Below are 25,602 nucleotides of genomic sequence, written 5' to 3' on the forward strand. Positions count from 1 at the left end.
ATTCCTTTATTTTTCGAACTAAAAAGACTTATTCAATTATAAAACATCTCTTTACATTAATAAAATCCTGTTCCCTCTCTTATTATAAGAGAAAAGAACAGGATGGAATAACCCATTACATTATCACATTTGAAACTTTAGCGAAAAAATAGCTTCTTATATTCTAAAAACCTTGCTGTACAAAGTAAAATCTTCAATTTTAGACCTGTCAGGTTCATATCCGATCCCCGGTTTATCAGGAACGGTGATCAATCCATTGTTTACAACAACTTCCGGTTCAATGATATCCTGAGCCCAATAATTTGAAGAGGCCGCCGTATCCCCGGGCAATACGAAGTTTTCCAGGCTCGTGATCGCTATATTGTGCGCCCTGCCGACACCTGATTCAAGCATGCCGCCGCACCAGACAGGAATACCATGCGACCCGCAAAGGTCATGAATTTTTTTAGATTCTGTCAACCCGCCTACGCGGCCTATTTTAATATTAATAACTTGACAGCTTCCTAATTGAATCGCCTTTCTTACATCTTCAGCTGAGTGAATGCTTTCATCTAAGCAAATAGGTGTTTCTATTTCTGATTGCAGCCGGGCATGATCAATAATATCATCAAATCCAAGAGGCTGTTCAATCATGGTTAGATTAAATTCATCAAGGGATTTTAAAAGCTCTAAATCATCAAGCGAATAGGCGGTGTTAGCGTCAGCCATTAGCGGAATATCCGGATAATGCTTGCGAATAAGAGATAATATGTTTATATCCCATCCAGGTTGAATTTTTACTTTTATACGTTTATAGCCTTCATCAAGAGACTTTTCAATAAGATCGAGCAATTCTTTCTCAGAGCTTTGAATGCCAATACTTACGCCAACCTCAATCTTATCTTTTGTGCCTCCCAGTGCTTTTGCCAAAGGCATCCCGTTTTCTCTGGCATAAAGGTCCCATATTGCTCCTTCCAAAGCTGATTTAGCCATAAAATTGCCGCGGACATGACTGAATCGTTCCGACACCTGATCAGGATGAGTAATAGGCTCTTTCAGCAAAATCGGGATTAAAAAATCACTCATGATGTGCCAATTCGTTTTGACTGTCTCTTCTTTATAAAATGGATCAATGGCTGCAACTGATTCTGCCCATCCGGATAAACCATTCTTTGCCTTAACTTCAACTAAAATAAAATCTTTATCATATTCAGTACCAACACTCGTCGTAAAAGGTTTTAAAAGATCCATTTTTAAATGACGCAATACGATATGCTTAATTTCCATTATCGAATCTCCTCTCATTAACTATTAATCTGCTTTAAAACATAGAAACATATATCAGGATCTGATTCATTTCGAACAAGGTCAACCGCTGACCAGCCGTGCTTAAAATAATGTGTAAATACTTGCCGGGTTTTCATTCTCCAAGACAATGCAAGATCCAGATTATACTGCTTTATACTTTGAAAATCGCTTGATACAGGTACAAAGAGAGATTCTTCGTCTTGATCCTTTGATAAATCAATTTCTTCTGGAACAAGGAACCCATCCGAATTTTTACCCGTTTTAATTAATAAATGACTTTCATTATTGAGCAAGTTAACGGATTGATGATAGTTTTGATTTCTCTCCTGCCTATCTTTAATTCTCCACTCCACTACAAATCTATCCGAGGGCATCCCAATGTTTAAAGCATCGGGCATGTCCCCGTAGCAATTTTCAATATAAGTCGAACACTCAGCGCCAAGCTTATGTAAATTCAAGTGTCCATTGACTGTTTCCATAGGATCATACGTCCATGTGATCAGATCGTATCCTTTTTTAATAGCTTCTTCCCGTTGTTTACATTTAAGTTTTTCCCCAATACCCATTTTCCTGAAATCAGGATGTATCCCCAAAGTTTGTGAACATAAGTACGGCTTATGACCGTCAAAACCGGCAAAACTATACTGAAAGCCAATCAGCTGATTTTCCAAAAAAGCGCCAATAACCATGCCGCCATTCTTTACTGCTGTTATTGTTTGACTGACAGGATATGATTCTAATTCACTCCAAATAAGTGACTCCAGCTGTCTAACCTCTTCAAGCTCTTGTACTGATTCAATGGAACGAATGATTAAGTTTTCACTCATAAAAAACACCTCATTTTCGAATCTCTGCATCGGCTATTGCATCCACACAATAGACAATAGAATAACTTTTTCAATATCCTTATCTTTCCGCTGCTTTTATTAATGCTTTTGTTAGAATTTGTGCACCATTGATAAGCGAGTTAACGTTAAATGTCATTTTAGGATGGTGTAATCCTGGCCTTAGATCACACCCCAAACCTATCATTGTTGCTTCAATCTCAGGGTGCTCAAAAGTATAGAAATGGAAGTCCTCCCCTCCTTTTGAAATGCAAACCGGCACAAAATTCTCCTGTCCAAGTATTTCTTCAATGGCCTCTTGCGCCAATTTCATAGCATTTTCATTAGGTGAAGCCGCAGGTACAAATTCTTCAAACTTCCAATCAATACTAGTACCTGACAATTTCGATACATGTTCCAAAATAAGCTCAGCTTTTTCTTTAAGCTTATCCATAGCTTCATTTGTTTGCGCTCTTAGATCCAATGTGAAAGTTGCTGATTCCGGTATAACATTGGATGCGTTTCCCCCTGTTTGCAATTGGGTCATTTTAATAGAAAAAGACTCTGACGTATCCAAGTGAATTTCTTTTAAACATTGTACAACGAACGCTGCTGCCTCAATCGCATTTATCCCCTCTTCCGGCCTGGAAGCATGGGCTTGTACGCCTTTAATTTTTCCCGTTAAATTAACAGAAGATCCATGAATAATCACAGCAGATGCCTTTCCATCCGGTACTTCCATATGAGGACGCAGATGTATGCCAAAAAGGGTTTTTACATTTTCAAGCGCGCCGTCTTTCATCATCTGGACAGCGCCGCCGGCTTTTTCTTCAGCGGGCTGGAAAATAAAACGAATTGTTCTTTTCGGTTGAATATTACTTTTAGCAATAGCCAAAGCCGCATACATTACCATGGTACTGTGGGCATCATGACCGCAGGAATGGTTTGGCTGCACAACGCCGTCAACCTCTTGGACAAGCGCATCCATATCAGCGCGGCACGCAACAACTTCTTCAATTTCCCCAGGTATTTCTGCAACAATCCCATAATGGTTGTCAAATGTTTTAATTTCCATTCCTAATCTTTTAAGGAATTGATAGATATAATAAGATGTTTTCTTTTCCGACCAGCTGGGTTCAGCTATCTGATGCAAATCATTGTAAGTCTTAATGATCGTTTGGCTTTGTTCTGATAAAAAATGCATCGGATCCAATTCTAAACAGCTCCTTCATATTTTGCGAATATGAATTATTCTATAAATACTTCATATCCTGAATAAAGTTCTTCTAATTTCTTCTGACGGGACTGAATCCTTGCTTTATCTTTTGCATTAATTCCCGTAATAACTAAATCCAACAAGCTGATGATGGAAGAAATGGAATTAGAACCTGATTCAGCATTTTCTTCTGTAGTAAGGGTGATATCAGATATCCGTCCGACCGGAGAAAGCATTCTGTCGGTTACCGATATTAATTGAACACCTTGTTTTTTTGTACATTTCGCAATATGTAAAGATTCCTTTGTATAACGCGGAAAAGAAATCAACAAGACTGCCGATTGTTCAGTCAGGTCACAGAACTTTTCATGAAATTCATCTGTCGAAGGACACAATGATACACCTTCCCTTAAAGTACTGAGCGTGTACGAAAACCAATGTGCAGCCGCATAGGAAGCCCGAAATCCAACAATTAAAATCCGGTCTGCGTTAATTAATGTATCTACAGCTTTCCATAAATCTTTCATATTTAATTGTTGAAGCATACTTCTTAAAATATTGATTTCATTCTCAATCACCTTTGAAAAAGGGGCATTTTTATCATTTTTGTCGTTGGAATTTGCTGAGTTATTAAAGTTAGGAGGTTGCTGATTGTTTGACAATAACTGTCTTTTAATTTTTTCTTGCATGTCGGAAAATCCGCCAAGCCCAAGCGCATAGGACAGTCTTATGACAGTTGTCTCGCTGACATCAACTTTCCGGCCGATCTGGAATGCTGTACTAAAAACTGCTTCTTCAAGATTTTGCAGTAAATATTCAGCCACCTTTTTTTGACCTGCAGATAAACTATTGAACTTTTCCTTTACTAAATTTTCAAAGGTCAAAGTTTCCATCATGATACCTCTCTCTAACATTATGATGAAGTTGCAACTTCATATCAATAAAACTAAGTTGTTTAAACTTCATTTATAGTTATATCATATCAAATATAAAAATGGAATATCTTTGACTGTTATATTTCAGAAAAATTTTAAATTTCTATTTCTGTTAAAAACTTGCTGTCTAGATGTCTATATTTAAAAGCTGTACATAAAATGTTTTATGAAAGTCCCATAGCCACGATGGTTTCAGAGGGGGGAGATAATTTTATTAAATTAATTACTTCCAACAATTTCAGAAAGCGCTCTCATTCATTTGTCATTTTCAAAATGTTTATCAAAGGAGGTCTGATTCATGTTAAGCTTTCTTCAACGAATTGGTAAATCGTTGATGCTGCCGATTGCCATTCTGCCTGCCGCAGCTATTCTAGTGCGTCTCGGTGATAAAGACATGCTCAATATACCGTTTATTCATGGCGGCGGACAGGCAATCTTGGACAATCTTCCGCTTATCTTTGCCATTGGCGTATCGATTGGCTTTTCAAAGGATCAAAGCGGTACTGCCGGTCTTGCCGGAGGTGTCGGTTATCTTGTTCTGACAGCCGCGGCAACCGCTATTAATAAGGATATTAATCTGGCAGTGTTAGGCGGCATCATCGCCGGCATTCTTGCCGGTCTCATGTATAATCGGTTTTATAGAATACAACTGCCCGATTGGCTGGCCTTTTTCGGGGGCAGACGCTTTGTGCCGATTATAACCTCTATCGCCATGGTTATATTAGGCGGCATCTTTGGCATTATATGGCCGCCCGTACAAAATGCGATTGAAGCCGTCGGCAACTGGATCATTAATTCTGGTGCCATCGGTCTAGGCGCTTTTGGCTTCCTTAACCGTCTTTTAATCCCGACCGGGCTGCATCATGTCGTCAATTCGCTGATATATTTTGAATTTGGCACTTATAAGGATGCTGCCGGCCATATCGTTCATGGCGATTTAACAAGGTTCTTTGCCGGGGATCCTAACGGCGGCAAATTTACTGCCGGATTTTTCCCAATTATGATGTTCGGTTTGCCAGGCGCATGTCTTGCCATGTATGTCACAGCTAAAAAACATCGCAGAAAAATGCTGGCAGGTTTCTTCTTTGGCATAGCCTTTACATCGTTTTTAACCGGGGTAACAGAGCCAATTGAATTTTCATTTATGTTTCTGGCGCCTTTCCTTTACGTCATACACGCGTTATTGACCGGCTCATCCTTAATTGTAGCTAATTTCCTGAGCATCCATGACTCATATGGGTTCTCAGCAGGCGCGATTGACTATCTCTTAAACTTTACTAAGGCGCAGCATCCATTGCTGTTGCTCTTACAAGGTGCAGTTTACTTCTTTATTTATTTTGTCGTCTTCTACTTTGCTATTAAACTATTTAACTTAAAAACGCCTGGGCGTGAAGATGAAGATGACAACAGCGTCGGGGATACTTCCTGGTTATTTGATCAAAGCGTTTCATCAAAAGCTGTTAGGGGAATATCATCAAATGATAAATATACACATACTGCCTATTATTTTTTGCAGGATCTTGGGGGTAAAGACAATATTGAGTCGCTTGATCATTGCGCTACCCGCCTACGCTTAGTTCTAAAAGACATGAAGAAAATCAATGAAAGCGCATTAAAAAGGCACGGGGCAAGCGGTGTAATGAAAATGGGTAAAAGAAATATTCAAGTCATTGTCGGAACTAAAGTAGAATTTGTTGCTGACGCAATGCGGGAAATCATGGCATCTGATGAGTCATTTGTTCCGCCAATTGAAGAAAAACCGGAAACCGAATCAGAAAATGAACAACATAGCCCTTTGACCGCTGATGACTTTATCATGCCTCTAGATGGAAAAGTATTGCCTATGACCGAAGTGACAGACGAGGTTTTTTCGAAAAAAATGATGGGTGACGGGTTCGCCATTGAACCTGATGATGGGACGCTTATCTCTCCTGTCGATGGCAAAGTCATTAACATCTTTCCAACCAAACATGCAATCAGCATCATGTCAAAACAGGGTTATGAAATCTTAATACATCTTGGACTGGATACTGTGGACTTAAAAGGGGCAGGACTTGAGCCATTAGTAAAAGAAAACGATGAAATAAAACAAGGCGACACGCTCATAAAAATGGACATTAGCGTTATAAAAGAACATGCTTTGTCTGCTGTTACCCCTATTGTTTTTACTAACTTAGGAGAAAATGAGAGTTTTAAACTTCTTAAAACCGGAGAAGTTGCTAAAGGAACAAAGGGGATTATTTCTATTATATAAGCTGTAAGGGGTTCTCTTATTACTTAAGGGAACTCCTTGTTTCAGGAGGTAAAATACATGAAAAGACTCATAAGCTGCCATGCTTCAGATCTTAAAACAATGAACGGCCGGCAATTGAAACAGGCGATTGCGGCTTCGGAAGGAAGAGTCATTGTTTCCGAGGTTATTCCGACAGTTGCCCCGCTTTACAGAGAAATAACAAATATCGAATTAGCTGCTGCCTTTGGCGCAGATCTTATATTACTTAACCTATTTGACGTCCTCAAGCCTCATATCATTGGATGGGAAAATATTGAACCGGAAAATCTTATCAGGGAGACTAAAAAATTAACCGGTCGCCCGATTGGCGTTAACCTTGAGCCGGTCGATCCAAAAGCAAACGCTATTGAAAAGTTAACTCAGCTCCCTAAAGGGCGCCTGGCTTCAAAAGAAACTTTTAAAGCTGTAAAAGCATTAGGCTTTGATTTTATATGTTTAACAGGAAACCCAAAAACAGGCGTAACTAACACTGAGATTTTAGAGGCGATTCAAACCGCAAAAATTGTACTTGGTGATGACTGTTTAATCATCGCCGGTAAAATGCACGGTGCTGGCATTAATGGAGAGTCAGGTGACAATATTCTTTCACGCGAAACAATAAAGGCCTTCGCAGAAGCAGGTGCAGACGTTATTTTAATCCCTTCTCCGGGAACACTGCCAGGGGTTACTAATGACATTGCACTCGATTGGATCAATGCTGTAAAACATGAAGATTGCCTTGCCATGTCCGTCATTGGTACAAGCCAAGAAGGGGCGGATGAAGCGACCCTTCGCCAAATTGCACTTAATAATAAAATGATTGGCGCTGATATCCATCATATTGGCGATGCCGGCTATACAGGCATCGCTGTACCGGAAAATATTATGGCCTATTCAATCGCCATTCGCGGGAGAAGACACACCCATGTTCGTATGGCCTCCTCTATTCTTCGGTGAAATCTTCATTATTAAAGGGCATGACTCAATCATGCCCTTCACCTTGCCGGTTACCCTTTTTATAATTTGCGGCCGAGCCTATAATCCCCTCTCCAAATTTTGATTCTATCTGATTAATCGTATTAATGAGCGGTTCATGCCTCAAGTCAATCTCATAAGAGAATAAATCCAATTGTTTACTGGCCTGTCCTAGTTCTTCAAACGATTGAACGGTTATCCCTAATAGCCGGATCGGACGGCCGTCCCAATGTTCATGAAAAATCGGCATGACTTTTATCATAATATCATCTTTAGTTTGTATCGGCTGTTTAACGGTTTGACCCCGGCTAATATTTTTCCAATCATGATACCGGATCGATAATGTCACTTGATAGGCGGACACTTTTTTCTTCCTCATCCTTTCCGCTATTTTTTCAGCGAGGATAGATAACGTTTGCCGAACAACTGCCACTGATGTCGTATCTTCGGATAAGGTCGTAGATTGGCTGATGCTTTTAAAAGTCTCTTCTGCCTCAGGGTCGACAATTCTATTATCAATACCATTGGCCCTTTGATATAATCTTTCTCCGTATAAACCAAAACGCTGAGCTATATCGGCTTTGTCACTTTTTGCAAGGTCACCTATCGTATGAATACCAATCCTTTTAAGCTTATCTTCGGTTTTTGAACCGATCCCATGCATGTCTCCAACCGGAAGCGGCCATAGTTTGGTTTGAATATCCCGTTTTCTAAGAACCGTAATTCCCAATGGCTTTTTCATATCAGAAGCCATTTTAGCTAAAAATTTATTTGGGGCAATCCCAATGCTCGACGGTACCTTTAACGTATCCAATACTTTTTGTTGAATTGATTTTGCCAGTTGAACCGGATGAATCTTGGGCGCAACCTCGGTTACGTCCATGTATCCTTCATCAATGGATACTTTTTGAACAAGAGGTGTAACCTCTCGTAAAAGCTGAAATAACTGCCGGGATGTTTCTCTGTAAAGGGGAAAATTAGGCTGCTTAACGATTAATTCAGGACAATGACGCTTTGCTTCCCAAACAGGCATTGTTGTTTTCACGCCCCGGGCACGGGCTTCATAACTGCTGGTCACGACAATACCGCGGCGATCTTCTACCTTACCTGCAATTGCCAAAGGCTTCCCTTTTAACTCCGGATGATGGGCAATTTCAACAGACGCATAGAAGCTGTTCATATCGATATGAAAGATAATGTTAGCACGGTTTTTCACGGCATCCATATTGATCACCTGTCATTAAGATTCCATTATTCTTGCTTATATTATACACTTTAGTTTTTCTTAACAATAATTTATAAAATGATTTTAATAAGCAGTCCTGAAACCGAGATGAGAACACCAAGTATGAGCAAATAACTGGTCGTAACCCGCTGTAATATTGAAGGTGAAATATTGAATTCTTTCATTAAACCGTTTAAGGCCATATTTAAAGATGTTTCAGAAAACATACCCATAAAATCCGCAAATGAGTGAAGCCGTCATTTTTCGGTGCCTATAACCATACCATTCTTATATTGAAAACCGCTTTCTATGCCGCTTTTTTTTGGTCCCCTCATAGCGTTCAAGCCCTTCTATTAAGGAATGGCTTGGGCACTTTTGAGTGTAGTTTAATAAATTATTGGCAAATCCGTAACTTATTATTGCTATTTTTGTATTATTTTACATTTAATTCGTTCCAACGTTGATAAACCTTAATGCTATCTTCATCCTTTTGCTGAACCATCGGTAATCTTCGTTCTTCGATTGGTTTGCAATACTCGTCATAGAATGTTTCTAACTCAAAATACTTGCGGTCATCTTTATAGTAAGGAGCATAATCTTCACGTGTCGTAATATAAGTAACCTTTTTAGGGCTGCAATAATAAAGGGCTCCTAAGCACATTGGAAAGGGACTTGCAAGAATATAAATCTCACAATCTGTTAAATGTTCCGTCTGCAATTTCTTACATGCCTCTCTAATTGCAACGACTTCGGCATGCGCTGTCGGGTCATTCGTTTGCGCCACAAGGTTCGGACTTTCAGCAATAATCTCTCCATCTCGTACGATGACAGTGGCAAACGGCCTGCCGCCTCCTTCTACATTTTCAAGAGCTAGTGCTATTGTACGTTTTACAAAATCCATGAAAATCACCTCAAAATTAAATATCAATCCAAAAAACGTTTCTTAAAAACAGACAGTCTCTAGTTGTTAGCTCCTTTCATCACCTATACAAATATGCTAACATTGGAAAGTTTATATGAAAAATATAAAAAAAATAAGTTTTACTTAAGTTTTTCATATAATAAAAAGGCAGAAGGTGAAGCACCTGCTGCGCTTGTTGGCCAAAGAGTATGTAGCTCTTTAGACTGCTTACCCCAAACGTTTACACTGCAACGCTATCTTTACAGTAAAAACCACTTTTTAACTTATAAGGTGCCAAATTATTAAACGAAATATATAATTAAAATTAAGAATATGGGTTCAATTTTTTTTGAAGGATTGATGGACATGTTGAAAATACGAAACGTGAAGATGGAAGATTTAACCGTACTTATTGCCATAGAAAATCTTTGCTTTACAAAAGAAGAGGCTGCCACGAAAGAAGCGTTTAAAAAGCGCATTCAACTTATACCGGATAGTTTTTTTGTAGCTGAAGAAGATGGTGTGATCAAAGGTTTAGTCAACGGGCCTGTCATTGAAGCCTCATTTATTACAGATGACTTATTTGGTGATATAAAGCCGAATCCAGCATCTGGCGGTCATCAAAGTATTTTGGGATTAGCGGTATCCCCGCATTTTCAAAAACAAGGCGTGGCATCCGCGTTACTTGAACACCTTGAAAAAGAAGCAAGAAAGAACAAACGTGAAACGATTACTCTCACTTGTAAAGAGAACTTAATTCGCTTCTATGAAAATTATGGATATCTCAATAACGGCGTTTCGAGTTCTAAGCATGGCGGGGTTATTTGGTATAACATGAGCAAAAAGTTGCAGTGAATGTACACCAAAGGGTGACCATATGATAGTCACCCTTCTCTATTTAGGTTTTTGCTATAAGTTCTTTGTTTGTAAGGAATTGCCCAATTGGTTTGCCAATGATTCCTTTTTCTAAATCAAAAACTAAAGACCCCCGAACAAATGTCTTTGTCACCCGGCAATGAATAGTCCGGCCGACATATGGACTATGTTTATGCCGATAATATAAGTCTTCTTCTGTTAAAGTGTACGACCGGTTTGGATCAATAAGGATCATATCGGCATCTTTTGAAACAGCGATTTCCCCTTTTGAGCTTAAATTAAACCGCTCAGCTGGTGTTATTGCAATCATACGTGCAAATTCTGTTACCGGTATATTCCGTTTCTTTACCGCCTCATCAAACATTAAATCAACATTATTTTGACAGCCTGTAATACCTCCCCAAACTTCAAACATGTTATCCGTCCCGCTATACTTCATTGATGGCGGACAAGGTGAATGGTCTGACGTTAACATATCAATCTTTCCTTGCTTTAACGCTCCCCACAGCTTTTCTTGTTCTTCTATTGACCGCAGCGGGGGTGAACATTTCGCGACAGGACCGATTTTTTCAAATTCTTTTGCCGTTATCGTAAAATAATGCGGACATGATTCAAGCGTCACATCCTGTCCTTCATTTCGGGCCTTAATAATTGGTTCTATCGCTTCGGCGGTACTAATATGCACAAAATGCAATGGACATCCAGTCTCTTTTCCAAGGAATAATGCCCGTTTGACAGCATCTACTTCGGTAAATATCGGTCGCGAATCCGCGTAATCCGTTGCAGTTACCTTTCCTTCTCTGATTTTTTCTTCAGCAAAGCGGTCAGTGATTTCCGCATTTTCAGCATGAATCAATAAAACAGCCCCAAGTTCCGCCAATTTTTTCATACCTTTATACAATGTATAATCATCAACGTTTTTAAAATCGTCTGGATGATCACTTCCGCAAGATGCCATAAAGCATTTAAAGCCTATGACCCCTTCATCTGAAAGCTCTTGCAAGTTTTCGATATTGCCTGGAACGAGACCGCCGTAAAATCCGTAGTCAACATAGTTTTTCCCTTTAGCTGCTTCGAATTTTAACTTCAAGGCTTCCTTTGTCGTTGTCGCCGGAAGTGCATTTAACGGCATATCGATATATGTAGTTGTCCCCCCGGCAGCGAGTGCTTTTGTTCCCGTTTCAAATCCTTCCCATTCGGTGCGTCCCGGTTCGCATATATGCACATGAGCATCAATCATTCCCGGCATAACATATTGACCGTGAGCGTCCACTATTTGCGAAGCTTCCTTCCCCAGATTCCTGTCGATAGCAGCAATTTTCCCGTTTTTCACAGCAACATCCGCTTTTTTCACTTCATGGCGGAGAACAACATTGCCGCCCTTTATAATTAAATCGTATTTCATTAACCTCACCTCATCAGCACAGAATATAATGACTGTTCAGATAATAACAATGATAGTTTTTGATTCAACAAGTAAAAATTACTTCTCAAATATTGATCCCTTTTTAAACGTTGAATGTTTAAATGTAAACCTCATTAGGAGAATATAAGCAATGCCTGCCACTACAACCCCAATTACCCAAGCCAGTTCTACTTTTAGAAAAGCAGCTCCGGCGCCGATAAACATCGCGAGCAGAGCACAGGGATTAAAACCGGCAAATGGACCGTTTTCATCATACAATTCGGCAACATTTACTTTTTGCTTCCTTAAAATATAATAGTCAATTAATAGAATTGAAACGATCGGACCTAAAAATGCGGAGTAGATAAGAATGAATATGCCAAGCCCCTTTGACGAAGAATCCTTTACAAGTACCCATGGGAATGCGCCTAATGCAAGCAGTCCTGTTACAATGACGGCCGCCTTATATTTCATTTTTGTAAGCAAAGTAATGACATAGGCCGGCGGTATAATATTGGCGACCATGTTTGTGGCGACTACGCCCATAACAATAAATACGGATACAAAAAGCGTAATGTAAGGGTTATCTACCACAATTGCAAACGCCTTCACAGGATTGGAGTTACCTGTAGCCGAAGCAAGCATCGCCCCAATTGAAAGCACAAACCCGTAAGCGATTACAATAGGTGAAAAGTATAATAACCCGCGTTTTCCATCGCTGATACCGGTTTTGAGCTCCCTGGAATAGTCCGCAGCACTTAAAAAAATCGCAGCATAGTTTCCCATAAACATCATAATTTGTCCAAAAAATGCAAGACCCCATGTACCCTTTGTATGCACCCATTTTTCCGCAATAACATGACTATGGGATGTTAACAGAATACCAAATACATAGAGAAGTGCCAAGATAATAACAATAGAGATGAGTGATTCCACCCATTTAATAGCATGGAAGCCGAACAGAGAAAGTACAATTTGCACAAGCTGAAGAACGATAAAACAAATGGCAACATGATCAAAGGCGCCGCCAGTTACGATTTTTGTAATTTCATTTAGAGCAGTGCCGCCAATCCAGCTTTGAAAACCGTACCAAACGATGGCGGGGATTCCGCGCATTAACGATGATATGATAGAGCCTTTCATCCCAAAAGACATCCTAAGCTGGATAACATATGGTATTCCCGTCCTGTATCCGAGCCTGTCATTTAAAGCAAAGATAGTTGAAATGATACCAATGGCTATCAAAGCTGCGGCAAATGTCTGAAAGATGTTCAGCGTTGCGGTCCCCGCTACAACTAAACTGGCCCCAAGCGTCATATTCCCTAAATTAACACCATCCCCGACCCACATGAACATATAAGCTACCGGCCCAACTGTCCTGCTGTCTTCGGATTTTGGAATTAAAGATTCATCCAGATTATCATCATGCTGAATCACTGACTCTTGTGAAACGTAACTTTCTAAATTTGAAGGCATTTTTTAACTCCTTTTTATGTTTTTGATTACTATCTCCTTTAAACACTTGAATGGCTTTTAATAGAGAAAATATCCGTTAAACTCATCGATGCCGCAATGTTTTCAGTAAAATCCAGACTCATTTCGATCTTTGTCAAATGATCCGATATCAAATCTACCGCAATCTCCACGTCTCTTTTTTTCATTGCTTCTAAAATTTGGTCATGCTCGTGTGAACTGCAGCTTGTTAAGTGACGATAACCATAAAAGGCGATGATGACATATGTCAATGAAACGAGTTCCTCAAGATAGCGATAAAGGTATGAATTTCGGGTTAACTCCGCAATCTTTAAATGAAAATCACCGGAAATTTGTAATGCTGCAAAAAAGTCTCCTTCTTCATGTGCCCTATGTTCGTCATCTAACAATTGCTTTAGCTCACGAAATTGTCCTTCTGTAAAATAACTGCACCCTTGCCTTATAGCAGCTGTCTCCAACAACCGTCGCATCTCAAAGACTTCTTTTGCATCTTCTACGCTTGGTGCTGAAACAAACGTACCTTTATGAGGAATAATCGTGACTAATTTCTCAAAAGCAAGCCGCCTGAGGGCATTGCGTACCGGGGTTCTGCTCACACCAAAGGACTCTGCCAGCACTTCCTCTACCAGTTGTGTATTTGGTCTTACTTTTTGTTGGATAATAGCTGATTTGATCGCCTTATAAATTTCGGTTTCATTTACTAGATTCAATTTTCATATCCCCCTTAAAGTAAATTGAAGATTGTACTTTTGATAAAAGACAAGATTGTATACAATTAACGATTAAAAAAATGACCACACCAATGGTATCGCTTTCATAAAGTACCCATCTAAACCCTTCTTATTTTCGTAAAGTTATGTGCTATGGATTAGCTAAGCGACAGATGATGAACTAAACGATTTCTTTATTAAACCGTTGCTAGCAGGGCTACCTTAGTTTTCCCCCCTTTTCGTTTCTCTCTATTACTGATTATGACTGCCACCTCCCGATGTTGCATATTAAGGAACACCGTTTCTATGATTCTGTAAAAAAACAAATCTATATCCTGTGGAATTTGTTTCATAATGAACAACGACGTTCCTTTTTTGTTCTTTTGAAAAATCATACCATTCGAATGAAATGTTTTCAAGTACCCTTTTTAAATTTTCTAAATACTATTTTAAAAAATTTCTTGGGAAGTTTAAATAAAGGATCTGTTTGTATTTAGTCAAAAAGAATGAAAAATACTTTGGCGCTGCAAAATAATAAACATTAGAGTCTATACAACAAGTAAGGGGATGATCCATTTGCATTCAAAAAAAGGTAAAAGAAAGAATTATGTTGAAGATGCAGGGTTTACGCCCTTTCATAAACGCCTGACACTTTACTCATCTGGGGGACCATTTTTAGATGGGTATATCCTGAGTATTATAGGAATGGCCTTAACGCAGATTACTCCTCAACTCCATTTAAGTGCTGTTTGGAGCGGTTTGATCGGCGCTTCCGCATTATTAGGTATTTTTATTGGCGGCTTTTTAGGATACCTTACAGATAAAATAGGAAGACAGCTCATGTACACCCTGGATTTCATCGTTTTAATCGTCGGTTCTATTTTACAATTCTGGGTTCAAAATGGTGTTGAGCTTTTTATTTTAAGACTTATCCTTGGTATAGCTGTAGGCGCAGATTATCCTATTGCCACATCACTTTTAGCTGAATTCTCTCCGCGTAAACACCGCGGGGCAATGCTTGGTGTCACCCTCGTTGCATATTATGTTGGTTCAACTGTGGCTTATATAGTCGGTGTATGGATGTTGAACATCGGTCCTGATGCTTGGCGATGGATGCTTGCCAGCAGTGCTGTTCCGGCCGTCATTCTTGTTTTGCTAAGACTCGGAACACCGGAATCGCCGCGATGGTTATTGAATCAAGGGCGTAAAAAAGACGCTAATAGGGTGGTTAAAAAGGTTTATGGCGAAAAAGCTTCAGTTGAAGATATTGTCCCGCCCGGAGCTGAAGAGAAAGAAACAAGTTTCCTTAAGGTATTTTCTCAGGGTTATTTAAAACGTCTTCTGTATATTAGTCTATTTTATACGTTCCAAGTGGCGCCGACGTTTGCCATGCTTACATTCGGTCCTGAAATGTTAAAAACATACCATCTATTTCAAGGCTCTACAGGATACGGGTCAGCTGTTATTAGCCTCTTATTCTTAATTGGCTGTATTCCGGCATTATTCCTTGTTAACAAAATGGGACGCAGACCTATGATGATTACATGCTTTGCGGTCATGACACTTGGTATCTTATTGTTAGGTCTATTCCCGAATGGGCCTTTAGGGTTCATTATGACGGGCTTTATTCTCTACGCTGTCTTTTCCGGAGGCCCGAATGTGATGGAGTGGCTCGCACCTAACGAACTTTTCCCGACTGAAATACGAGGAACAGCCATAGGTATTGTAACGTCTATCAGCCGTATTGGTGCTTTTCTTGGTACTTACCTGTTCCCTGTTTCGTTACAAGATCTAGGTATCGGGCCGACAATGATTATAGGTGCTATCGTTACATTTGCCGGACTAATCGTTTGTATCTTTATGGCGGAAGAAACAAAAAATAAAACATTGAATGAAGCAAGCACTGTTAAATAGTCCTATTATCCATAGTAAAAAGAGACCTCCCTAAGCGGCACTGATGTGCTAAAGGAAGGTCTTATTTTTAACTATGCACTATGGACTTTATTTACAATTATTCTTCTATTTCAAATCCGGGAGTCATATCCCCTGCCAAAGGCGTTTCTACAATTTTCTTAACTTCTTCCATAGATTTGGTTTGTCCCAAAGCCCACATTAATTTAGCAACGATGGCCTCTGTATTCATATCACCGGAGACAATAACGCGGTGCTGCGCTACCTTGCGCCCTACTTCATAAAGAAGCAAATCTTCACCTTCTTCTAAGCATTGGGTGGTTATCACTACGGCAATGCCGGCTTTCGTAAGTTCTTCGACCTTTGCCAACAGATTTCGGCCTTCAAAAGGCAATCCGCCGTTTCCGAAACTTTCAATGATCACACCTTTATATAAACCCTTTAAGCAATCAAAGATCTCCGGTTTGGTTCCCGGATACAGCTTCATGAGGAACACATCCGGGCACAAGCTGGTATTCCATTGAAGTTTGCCGGAAGAAGAAACAGGTTTTAAATTATACCGAACTTCCCCCCTGTCGATATATGCAACATATGGATGATTGATGCTTTCAAAAGCATCGTAGCTTTTCGTTCTCATTTTGACAGCCCTTGTACCGATGATCACCCGTCCATCAAACACAACAAAGACACCGCCTATATCTTCACGGGCAAAGCGCAGTGCATCGGCAACATTCTTTTTTGCATCTGTTTTTTTAAAGCTGATCGGCACTTGCGATCCCGTTATGATAACAGGCTTTTGTAAACCTTGCAGCATATAGGATAATGCCGCCGAAGTATATGCGAGTGTATCGGTGCCGTGAGTAATGACAAACCCGTCGTATTGATCGTAATTTCGAATAATCGCTTCAGCTATTTCAGCCCAATGTTCCGGCTGCATGTTTGTTGAGTCCCTGTTCATAAGAATTTCACAAGTTATTTCAACTGATTCTGTTGAGGTTTGGAAATGCTCCAGCAGCTCCTCCGCGGACAAGCCGGGTGCAAGGCCTCTCTCTCCTTTGACAGATGCTATTGTACCGCCTGTCGCAATCAATAATAATTTCTTCATCGCTCATCTTCCCATTCAAATGTATTTTCTTTCCCGTACGCATAATGCAAACAAATATAATTTATTATAAGTTTAATGATTATTATAAATCAACATCTGTATTCAATACGCGTACTTTTTCTTTCATATAAAGGCTACGCATGCTATAATTAAAGAAGATTAACATGGGGAGCAGGGATACAGTGCTACAACGACTAGTGAATCTTAGAAAAAGCAGAAAATGGTCTTTGCAGGAAACTGCCGACCATCTCGGAATCGCAAAAAGCACATATGCAGGGTACGAATCCGGATACAGGGAGCCTTCTTTGCAGGCTTTGATGCAAATCGCAAATTTGTTTGGTACAACGGTTGATTATATTTTGAATCGAACCGATGACAAACAGGAGATGAAACTTGAATTGACTGAATTATTGGATTCAAAGGAATTTGTTCTCTCTTTAGATAAAAATCCTTTAACAACAGAGGAATTATATGATTTCATCGCTTTTACCCGGACGAAACGTGAACTGCAAACAAACCGGGACATTTAAATTTTTAATAATCGTCCCGAAATATTAAGATAGGTTGAAAAATATGACGCTGCCTGTCATTTCGTTCATGAAAACAATGAGGTACTGGTATTTTTCTTGAAATATAGACAACTATGATGTAGGAGGAAATGAAATGGCAAACAAAGATTTGAATAGGGGCTTAAAAAATCGTCATATTCAGATGATTGCCTTGGGCGGTACAATTGGCGTTGGTTTATTTATGGGATCAACAAGTACAATCCAATGGACAGGTCCTTCTGTCATGCTGGCTTATGCAATCTCAGGGATATTTATATTTTTAATCATGCGTGCGATGGGAGAAATGCTGTATTTAGAGCCAAGTACCGGTTCATTTGCGACATTTGGCCATAAGTATATACATCCATTGGCAGGCTATATGACCGCATGGAGTAACTGGTTTCAATGGGTTATTGTAGGGATGTCGGAAATTATTGCAGTTGGAACATACATGCAGTATTGGTTTCCGGATTTACCTGCCTGGATACCCGGGGTCATTGCTATGATTATACTCGGTGCAGCAAACTTAATTTCTGTTAAATCATTTGGTGAATTTGAATTTTGGTTTGCAATGATTAAAATTATTACAATTATACTGATGATTGCGGCCGGGCTGGGTCTTATTTTCTTCGGATTTGGCAACGGAGGAGACGCGATCGGATTATCCAACCTTTGGAAACACGGCGGCTTCTTCACAGGCGGATGGTCAGGGTTCTTCTTTGCTCTATCTTTAGTTGTTGCGGCTTATCAAGGTGTCGAACTCATTGGGATTACAGCTGGTGAAGCAAAAAATCCGCAAAAAACGCTAACCAAAGCGATTCAAAGTATCATTTGGCGTATTTTAATCTTCTACATTGGCGCAATTTTTATTATTGTATCTGTTTACCCTTGGGATCAGCTAGGTTCAATCGGCAGTCCGTTTGTCGCAACTTTTGCCAAAGTTGGTATAACAGCTGCGGCTGGAATTATTAACTTTGTTGTCATCACAGCTGCTATGTCCGGCTGTAATAGCGGCATTTACAGTGCAGGACGTATGCTTTATACATTGGGAATCAATGGACAAGCACCTAAATTCTTTACGAAACTGTCTCATAACGGTGTGCCTTTGCTCGGTACAATTGGTGTTCTGGTCGGTTTGGCAATCGGCGTTATTTTAAGCTATATTGCTCCCCAAAATTTATTTGTATATGTATACAGTGCAAGTGTACTTCCCGGCATGGTTCCGTGGTTTGTTATTCTGATCAGTCAAATTCGCTTCAGAAAAATAAAAGGATCTGAAATGGACCATCATCCATTTAAAATGCCTTTTGCACCTTTGACAAACTTCTTAACCATTGCTTTCTTAATTATGGTATTAATCGGTATGTGGTTTAATCATGACACTCGTATATCGCTAATCGTTGGGATTTGTTTTCTGGCTATCATAGTCATTAGTTATTACGCATTTGGAATAGGTAAGCGTGTATCGGCAGATATGGCTGATATTCAAAAAGATGATGAAGCTGTTTCGTAAAAATCAGATTTAACATTGAGTAAAGCAATTATGATGTATTATTATTAAAATTGGACTTTCTTTAAGTTAAGATCTAATTTTCCTGACGATACCCTGCCGCAATTTAATTAAGTTTGAAACAGGCCGCTTGTTACGGGAATAGCTCCGTATTTAAGCGGCCTAATAGTTTTATCTGGTTTTTTGGATCTATAAGCATCCTTTATGAAATTCAACACCACAAACAAGTTCATTTTTTAATGTTTTTTATAGCTTTCCAATGATCCCTTACTTAATCTGCTGCTTAATTTAACAGATACCGCTTATTCCACAAGCTTATTCAAAGCATGGGATACGCCATTTTCCGAATTAGACAAAGTAATCTTATTACATATATTTTTCACCTTATTATCTGCATTTGCCATTGCTATAGAAAGCCCGGCAATTTCCAGCATAGGAATGTCGTTATAACTGTCTCCAATTGCAACTGTATCAGCTAAAGGAATATTATAGTACTCAGCAGCTTTTTTAAGTCCGCTGCCTTTATGACCATCCTTATGCATAATCTCAATGTTGGTTGGACCCGAGGTTGTTATGGTGATATTCGGAATCCGGCTTAATAATGACGTTAATTTTTCCTTAATCGTTTTATTATAAGTGAGAATAAAAAATTTATTGAAAGCTATATGGTCTTTCAAAAATAAATGATTTAAATTTGAAAAGAATTGTATCAAGCTTGAACGATATGGCTTTTCAGTGACATTTTTAATATCATTTATTGCATCTTCTGTTAAATCTTCAGTATGTTCGAGTATATCCGCGACTCGGTCTGACCAATCATCCGGTGCGAATATTCCTTGATTTGTATAGATAAAATAAGGGATCTGTTCATTATCTAATTTCTGTGCTATTTCTTCTACGTCCTCCCGGTTCATCGACACACTTTCCAATATCTTACTGTCTATTTCTAAAACCGTTCCGTTACTGCCTGCTAACGGGCAATCAAGACCGTATTTGTTAAGAATTTGTTTAATATCCTCAGGAGCACGTCCGGAGCATATCATTACAATATCTCCCTGACTTTGTTTTTTCTTAATGGCATTAATATTTTCTTGTGAAATGTGTTTTTCAGGTGACAGCAATGTACCGTCCATATCAAGCGCAATCAGTTTCAACTTATTCCCAACTTTCTTCATATTGACTATAAAGGGTGTCATAGCTCCTGTATCCCAAGACTACTCCATCCTCGATTGTTCTTCACCGTTTAAAATAAGATGGAATGTTATATTTGCTTTTAATGAATCTGATACAGCACAATATTTTTCTTTGCCAAGGTCAATAGCTCTCCAAACGCGCTTACTATCAATGGTGCCATCTATAATAAAAGTAACATCAATGGAAGTGAATCCTTTTGGCAATTCATCTTTTCGTGTACCGTCTGTTTCTATTACTAATTTTTCAATTGAAGAGAGGTGGTGTCTTAAAATCATCGTTACATCTATACCAATGCATCCGGCTACAGACGCTAATAGCATTTCTGTTGGTGTAACACCTTTTCCTTCTCCGAAATATGCTTCGGTTGCATCTAAGTTTATTTCATACCCAGAATCCCCGACAGCAGTAAAGGCGCGCTTTCCATTCCATGTTGTCAGTACCTTCATCTGTATCCCTCTTTACATTAGATTGATTCCTTATATATTTCGAAGAACCTTTTTTGCACGTTCCTTTTCTGGATTAGAGAAATATTTCTTTGTTTTTCCTTGTTCTGTAATAACTCTATCAGCTATAAAACAAAACAATCTGCTTCTTCAGGGGCTAAAATTACATTTCAATCGGAAACAACCCCATATATTAAGCTTTCGTTACTTCCTTAATAACTGCCAACACCATTTCACTTGTTTTGCAAAGTTCTTTAATCGGCATTTTTTCGTTGGTTGTATGGATATTTTCGTAACCTACTGCAAGGTTAACCGTTGGAATGCCATGCCCGGCAATCACATTGCCGTCGCTGCCCCCGCCGCTTTCTAATAACCTTGGTTCACGGTCAATGGCTTTCGCGGCCCGTTTTGCAATTTCGACTAAGTGATCCCCGTCATTGAATTTAAAGCCCGGGTAAGCAACTTCAATGTCAACTTCCGCGCGTCCGCCCTTTTCTTCCGCAGTTTCTTCAAATGCTTTTTTCATTTTATCTACTTGAGCTTCCATTTTCTCTTGGACAAGTGAGCGGGCTTCTGCAAAGATTTCAACATAATCGCATACAATATTAGTTTGTTTACCGCCTGCAAAACGGCCGATATTCGCTGTTGTTTCCTTATCAATTCGTCCGAGCGGCATTTTTGTAATTGCTTTGGCGGCGATGCTGATAGCAGAGATACCTTTTTCAGGCTCTACGCCAGCATGAGCTGTTTTGCCGTAAATTTTTGCATTAACTTTTGCTTGTGTTGGCGCAGCTGTAATAATGTCCCCGACCGGACCGTCACTATCAAGAGCATAGCCATATTTTGCTTTAACAAGATTAGTGTCCAAGGCCTTAGCACCAACAAGCCCTGATTCTTCTCCTACAGTTATAATAAATTGGATGGTGCTGTGAGGAATATTATTTTCCTTAATAATACGAATGGCTTCAAACATAGCAGCAAGACCTGCTTTGTCATCTGAACCTAAAATGGTTGTGCCGTCAGATACGATATAACCATCTTGAATAGAAGGCTTAATGCCTTTGCCGGGAACAACCGTATCCATATGCGATGTAAAATAAATCGTATCGCCATCAGCTGTTCCTTCGAGCGTGCAAACCAGATTGTTTGCGCCGTGGCCTGTTATTTCTTTAGCGTTATCTTCCTCGACTTTTAAGCCAAGGCTTAAAAATTTTTCTTTTAATACTTTAGAAATTTCTTCTTCTTCCCCAGTTTCCGAATCAATCTGGATAAGTTCCATAAATTCATTGACCAGTCTTTCTTCATTAACCATAAAATATCACCTTTCTATGTATGCAATAAAATCTTGATAATTAGCTGCATTTTCATTTTACCATAATGAGTTATAGCTCCCTTACTAGGAGAATTATCAATAGCATTTAAATTTTCGACAATGGTATAACAGATGCAGCTTTAAAAAGGATGACCTTATCTGTTAATCCATCACCGCCCTTAATTCTTTTACCCTATTTAGTATCCACAAAAACGTAACAAATCTGCTTATCATTTAAAAAAACTTGTCTTACGAGACCAATCTTTATAAAATGAAAAAAGATCTTAAAAATTTTTTCATTATCCATAAATTAAAATGTAAGTGATATAAAATAACCTCTGGCTGTTAAAATTCTTTATTTCTTTTAGGAGGGAAAGTATGCCTCGTAAAACTTTTAAGATCGTTATTTTTATCATGCTTTTGGCACTGATATTAACTACTGTTTCTTCTGCGTTTGCAGCTATTTTTTCATGATTAAAAAGACTGAAGGAAAAGCCTCCAGTCTTTTACTTTTTCCAACTATGCCGCGTTCTGTCATGGAAGGCGGTCTTCATCCGGAACTACATCCCTTTTTTGGGGGTCTGACCCTGTGAACTGTGGATAACACTTTATCTTGGAGGAAATATAATGAAGGATTCTAAAAATATTGATATCCAACAGTTGAAAAGCCAATACCCATTACTAAAAAAGCTTACTTCGCTTGAGGAGGTATTTTGGCTTAATTCTAATTTTGAAAGTTTTCAATCGGGCATTGAAAAATCACCTGTTACTCAAGAGGATGTAACAGATGCAGAGCAGAGGTTGAAACGTTTTGCACCGTATATCGCAAAGGTCTTCCCTGAAACTGAAAATACAAATGGCATTATTGAATCCCCTTTAGTCAAAATACCTTCAATGAAAAATTACTTGGAACAAGCGTATCAACAGCCTATTTCAGGTGAATTGATGTTAAAATGCGACAGCCACCTCCCCATTTCTGGATCTATTAAAGCAAGAGGAGGCATTTATGAGGTTCTGAAACATGCAGAAGAATTAGCCCTCGAACATCAAATGTTAACTTTACAAGACGATTATTCGGTTATGGATAGCGACAGGTTTCGAAGCTTTTTCTCACAATATTCAATTGCGGTGGGCTCAACAGGAAACTTAGGACTCAGCATTGGAATCATGAGCGCAAAATTAGGTTTTAATGTAACTGTACATATGTCAGCCGATGCGAAGCAATGGAAAAAAGACTTGCTGCGAAGTAAAAATGTCAACGTTATTGAATATGAAGCAGATTACAGTAAAGCGGTTGAAGAGGGCCGTAAACAGGCCAATAAAGATCCGAAATGTTACTTCGTTGATGATGAAAATTCCAGCAACCTATTCTTGGGATACGCTGTCGCAGCTTCACGGTTGAAGAGACAATTAGAAGACTTAGAGATAACGATAGATAAAAATCATCCATTGTTTGTTTACCTGCCATGCGGCGTTGGCGGCGGTCCAGGAGGCGTATCTTTTGGTTTGAAATTATTGTTTCAAGACCATGTTCACTGTTTCTTTGCAGAACCGACTCACTCTCCTTGTATGCTGCTGGGCTTAATGACTGGACTTCATGATCAAATTTCTGTACAAGATGTCGGCATTGATAATGTAACAGACGCCGACGGCCTTGCTGTCGGAAGGCCGTCAGGATTTGTGAGTAAAGCGATAGAGCCTTTTCTAAGCGGCATTTATACTGTCAGTGACGCCCATTTGTATCAGCTTCTAAAAGCATTGGTGGATACAGAAGACATCCGCTTGGAACCTTCTGCGCTTGCAGGCATGATAGGGCCAATTAAATTGCTCTGTAATCAAACTGATTATTTGACGAAACATCATATAATAGAAAAAATAGATCAAGGCACACATATTATTTGGGATACCGGCGGAAGCATGGTTCCTGAAGAAATGATGAATGAATATTATCGGAAAGGCTTAAAATAGTCGTTGTTTATGCATTTTGCTGTCAACAGAGATCCCCGAATTTAACATTAGTTACAATTCGGGGGTTACCTGTAATTGAGATAATTTTTATTCAATTAAAAAGCCTTTCTTTAATAACAAATCACAACTTAAAAACGAGATTATTTTAAAATCTTTCAATTGCCATAGCTTAATAGCTTATGCTACTGTATTAATTACAGATCAGACGAAAGGAATTATGTTAATGGAAGAAAAACAGTATGAACTAGCAACCTTTGCAGGCGGTTGTTTTTGGTGCATGGTAAAACCGTTTGATGAGTTCCCGGGTATTCATAAAGTCATTTCCGGTTATTCAGGCGGTCACACTGAAAATCCAACCTATGAAGACGTGTGTACGGGAAAAACAGGTCATTATGAAGTTGTACAAATTACGTTCGACCCTTCCGTTTTTCCGTATGAAAAACTGCTCGAGCTCTATTGGCCGCAAATAGATCCAACAGATGACGGCGGACAATTTTTTGACAGGGGCAGCCAATATCGAACCGCTATTTTTTATCATAACGATAAGCAAAAGGCATTAGCCGAAGCTTCAAAAGCCGAAATAGAAAAAAGCGGACGTTTCAATAAACCGATCGTGACTCAAATTCTTCCGGCATCAGCTTTTTATCCAGCTGAAGAATACCACCAGCATTTTTATAAAAAGAACCCTGATAAATACGCTAAGGAGCGCAAAGAATCGGGACGCAATGACTTTATTCAGAAGCATTGGAAAAAGCGATAAAAACTATCAGGACTTTCTTATTTTAATTTCACGAACATTTCCTCAACAATGTTTCATCACTCTGTAACTTTTGGTTTGCTAGAGACGATGTTACAATGATTTAAGAAGAAATATTAGCGAGGAAGATGATTATGAGTGAAAAGCGTTCAATGAAGGATAGAAATTACGCTCCGGCAATTATTTTATTTGCGATTGTCGTAAACGTTATTATCGCTGTTTTGTTCTTAATGCCCAAGCATCACAAAAATATCCCTTTTGATCTCACCATTTTTCCGAGATTGAATGCAATTTTCAATTCATTTACCTTTATATTTTTGTTGGTGGCTCTTTTCTTTATCATAAAGAAAAATGTTAAAATGCATAAACGTTTTATACTTGCGGCGTTTACAACAACAGCCTTGTTCCTGATTTCTTATCTTATTTATCATTCACTTGCCCCTGACACACATTATGCCGGCGGCGGAATACTGAAGTATATTTACTTTTTCGTGTTAATTACACATATCATATTAGCACCGATTATTGTTGTTCTGGCATTGTTTACTCTAACATGGGGATTCCAGATGAAAACAGAAAGACATAAAAAATGGGCTCACTGGACAATGCCGTTATGGCTGTATGTCAGCTTGACAGGGGTTATTGTTTATCTGATGATTTCCCCATATTATCATTAATCATCGCTCTAATTTAAAACAAATAATAAGAATATGGAAAAACCTCTCTGTCCTTTT

General features: G+C 39.0%; 23 protein-coding genes and 1 pseudogene. 10 read left to right on the forward strand and 14 right to left on the reverse strand.

What is annotated here, in order from left to right; translation table 11 throughout:
- Positions 1-156 precede the first annotated feature (156 nt).
- The 4 genes from menC to ACFQRG_RS17830 all read right to left on the reverse strand — a co-directional run bounded on the left by menC (position 157) and on the right by ACFQRG_RS17830 (position 4,223).
- On the reverse strand, positions 157-1,266 hold the full coding sequence (menC, locus tag ACFQRG_RS17815) for an o-succinylbenzoate synthase (protein ID WP_380968612.1): 1,110 nt from the start codon (positions 1,264-1,266) through the stop codon (positions 157-159).
- Between the two features lie 17 nt (positions 1,267-1,283).
- Entirely contained in the window at positions 1,284-2,114 is an 831-nt protein-coding gene (locus tag ACFQRG_RS17820; RefSeq protein ID WP_380968615.1) for a GNAT family N-acetyltransferase, read from the reverse strand.
- Between the two features lie 79 nt (positions 2,115-2,193).
- Positions 2,194-3,315 (reverse strand): M20 peptidase aminoacylase family protein, encoded by a 1,122-nt coding sequence (locus ACFQRG_RS17825; protein ID WP_380968674.1) that lies wholly within the window; start codon positions 3,313-3,315, stop codon positions 2,194-2,196.
- 44 nt (positions 3,316-3,359) lie between these two features.
- Positions 3,360-4,223, reverse strand: a complete 864-nt coding sequence (locus ACFQRG_RS17830) for a MurR/RpiR family transcriptional regulator (RefSeq protein ID WP_380968617.1) — start codon at positions 4,221-4,223, stop codon at positions 3,360-3,362.
- 337 nt (positions 4,224-4,560) lie between these two features.
- On the opposite strand from ACFQRG_RS17830, the gene nagE reads away from it, so the two are divergent.
- Together nagE and ACFQRG_RS17840 are read left to right on the forward strand one after the other, a co-directional pair.
- Positions 4,561-6,516, forward strand: coding sequence for an N-acetylglucosamine-specific PTS transporter subunit IIBC (gene nagE, locus ACFQRG_RS17835; RefSeq protein WP_380968619.1), 1,956 nt, complete (start codon positions 4,561-4,563; stop codon positions 6,514-6,516).
- 57 nt (positions 6,517-6,573) lie between these two features.
- Positions 6,574-7,491 (forward strand): DUF7916 family protein, encoded by a 918-nt coding sequence (locus ACFQRG_RS17840; RefSeq protein WP_380968621.1) that lies wholly within the window; start codon positions 6,574-6,576, stop codon positions 7,489-7,491.
- Between the two features lie 25 nt (positions 7,492-7,516).
- Here the strand turns inward: ACFQRG_RS17840 and ACFQRG_RS17845 are convergent, their stop codons facing one another.
- From ACFQRG_RS17845 to ACFQRG_RS17855, 3 genes and pseudogenes are all read right to left on the reverse strand, one after another.
- Positions 7,517-8,734: a DNA polymerase IV gene (locus ACFQRG_RS17845; RefSeq protein WP_380968623.1), complete on the reverse strand. Its 1,218-nt coding sequence runs from the start codon at positions 8,732-8,734 to the stop codon at positions 7,517-7,519.
- Positions 8,735-8,817: 83 nt separating this feature from the next.
- Positions 8,818-8,976: pseudogene (locus ACFQRG_RS17850) on the reverse strand (MFS transporter); the annotation flags it as partial.
- 191 nt (positions 8,977-9,167) lie between these two features.
- Positions 9,168-9,635 (reverse strand): nucleoside deaminase, encoded by a 468-nt coding sequence (locus ACFQRG_RS17855; protein ID WP_380968625.1) that lies wholly within the window; start codon positions 9,633-9,635, stop codon positions 9,168-9,170.
- A 366-nt stretch (positions 9,636-10,001) separates the two neighbouring features.
- Between ACFQRG_RS17855 and ACFQRG_RS17860 the strand changes: the two genes are divergently transcribed.
- The gene (locus ACFQRG_RS17860) at positions 10,002-10,490 is read left to right on the forward strand and encodes a GNAT family N-acetyltransferase (RefSeq protein WP_380968627.1); all 489 of its coding nucleotides are present in this window, start codon (positions 10,002-10,004) and stop codon (positions 10,488-10,490) included.
- A gap of 43 nt (positions 10,491-10,533) precedes the next feature.
- On the opposite strand, the gene allB is transcribed toward ACFQRG_RS17860, so the two are convergent.
- From allB to ACFQRG_RS17875, 3 genes are all read right to left on the reverse strand, one after another.
- Complete coding sequence (allB, locus tag ACFQRG_RS17865) at positions 10,534-11,916, reverse strand: allantoinase AllB (RefSeq protein ID WP_380968629.1); 1,383 nt, start codon at positions 11,914-11,916, stop codon at positions 10,534-10,536.
- Positions 11,917-11,994: 78 nt separating this feature from the next.
- Entirely contained in the window at positions 11,995-13,392 is a 1,398-nt protein-coding gene (locus ACFQRG_RS17870) for an NCS1 family transporter (RefSeq protein WP_380968631.1), read from the reverse strand.
- Positions 13,393-13,430: 38 nt separating this feature from the next.
- The gene (locus ACFQRG_RS17875) at positions 13,431-14,120 is read right to left on the reverse strand and encodes a GntR family transcriptional regulator (RefSeq protein WP_380968633.1); all 690 of its coding nucleotides are present in this window, start codon (positions 14,118-14,120) and stop codon (positions 13,431-13,433) included.
- 567 nt (positions 14,121-14,687) lie between these two features.
- Here ACFQRG_RS17875 and ACFQRG_RS17880 point away from each other — a divergent pair.
- Complete coding sequence (locus ACFQRG_RS17880; RefSeq protein WP_380968635.1) at positions 14,688-16,034, forward strand: MFS transporter; 1,347 nt, start codon at positions 14,688-14,690, stop codon at positions 16,032-16,034.
- Between the two features lie 97 nt (positions 16,035-16,131).
- Here the strand turns inward: ACFQRG_RS17880 and ACFQRG_RS17885 are convergent, their stop codons facing one another.
- A complete protein-coding gene (locus tag ACFQRG_RS17885) occupies positions 16,132-17,136 on the reverse strand; it encodes an asparaginase (RefSeq protein ID WP_380968637.1) in 1,005 nt (334 codons plus the stop codon).
- Positions 17,137-17,318: 182 nt separating this feature from the next.
- Between ACFQRG_RS17885 and ACFQRG_RS17890 the strand changes: the two genes are divergently transcribed.
- Positions 17,319-17,666, forward strand: coding sequence for a helix-turn-helix domain-containing protein (locus ACFQRG_RS17890; protein ID WP_380968639.1), 348 nt, complete (start codon positions 17,319-17,321; stop codon positions 17,664-17,666).
- A 133-nt stretch (positions 17,667-17,799) separates the two neighbouring features.
- Positions 17,800-19,197 (forward strand): amino acid permease, encoded by a 1,398-nt coding sequence (locus ACFQRG_RS17895; RefSeq protein WP_380968641.1) that lies wholly within the window; start codon positions 17,800-17,802, stop codon positions 19,195-19,197.
- Positions 19,198-19,496: 299 nt separating this feature from the next.
- On the opposite strand, the gene ACFQRG_RS17900 is transcribed toward ACFQRG_RS17895, so the two are convergent.
- The 3 genes from ACFQRG_RS17900 to ACFQRG_RS17910 form a co-directional block, all read right to left on the reverse strand.
- Entirely contained in the window at positions 19,497-20,348 is an 852-nt protein-coding gene (locus ACFQRG_RS17900; RefSeq protein WP_465270222.1) for a Cof-type HAD-IIB family hydrolase, read from the reverse strand.
- Between the two features lie 60 nt (positions 20,349-20,408).
- Positions 20,409-20,834 (reverse strand): OsmC family protein, encoded by a 426-nt coding sequence (locus tag ACFQRG_RS17905; protein WP_380968645.1) that lies wholly within the window; start codon positions 20,832-20,834, stop codon positions 20,409-20,411.
- 190 nt (positions 20,835-21,024) lie between these two features.
- Positions 21,025-22,143: a tripeptidase T gene (locus tag ACFQRG_RS17910; RefSeq protein ID WP_380968647.1), complete on the reverse strand. Its 1,119-nt coding sequence runs from the start codon at positions 22,141-22,143 to the stop codon at positions 21,025-21,027.
- A gap of 378 nt (positions 22,144-22,521) precedes the next feature.
- Between ACFQRG_RS17910 and prli42 the strand changes: the two genes are divergently transcribed.
- The 4 genes from prli42 (at position 22,522) to ACFQRG_RS17930 (ending at position 25,545) form a co-directional block, all read left to right on the forward strand.
- Positions 22,522-22,617, forward strand: a complete 96-nt coding sequence (prli42, locus tag ACFQRG_RS17915) for a stressosome-associated protein Prli42 (RefSeq protein WP_380968649.1) — start codon at positions 22,522-22,524, stop codon at positions 22,615-22,617.
- A 153-nt stretch (positions 22,618-22,770) separates the two neighbouring features.
- Positions 22,771-24,111 carry a D-serine ammonia-lyase gene (locus ACFQRG_RS17920; protein ID WP_380968651.1) on the forward strand — a complete coding sequence of 447 codons (1,341 nt, stop codon included), beginning with the start codon at positions 22,771-22,773 and terminating at the stop codon, positions 24,109-24,111.
- Between the two features lie 223 nt (positions 24,112-24,334).
- A complete protein-coding gene (gene msrA / locus ACFQRG_RS17925; protein ID WP_380968653.1) occupies positions 24,335-24,871 on the forward strand; it encodes a peptide-methionine (S)-S-oxide reductase MsrA in 537 nt (178 codons plus the stop codon).
- A gap of 131 nt (positions 24,872-25,002) precedes the next feature.
- Positions 25,003-25,545 carry a DUF420 domain-containing protein gene (locus ACFQRG_RS17930; protein WP_380968655.1) on the forward strand — a complete coding sequence of 181 codons (543 nt, stop codon included), beginning with the start codon at positions 25,003-25,005 and terminating at the stop codon, positions 25,543-25,545.
- Positions 25,546-25,602: the final 57 nt, after the last annotated feature.

It is taken from the genome of Scopulibacillus cellulosilyticus (genome assembly GCF_042665295.1).
GTDB classification, from domain to species: Bacteria; Bacillota; Bacilli; order Bacillales; family Sporolactobacillaceae; genus Scopulibacillus_A; species Scopulibacillus_A cellulosilyticus.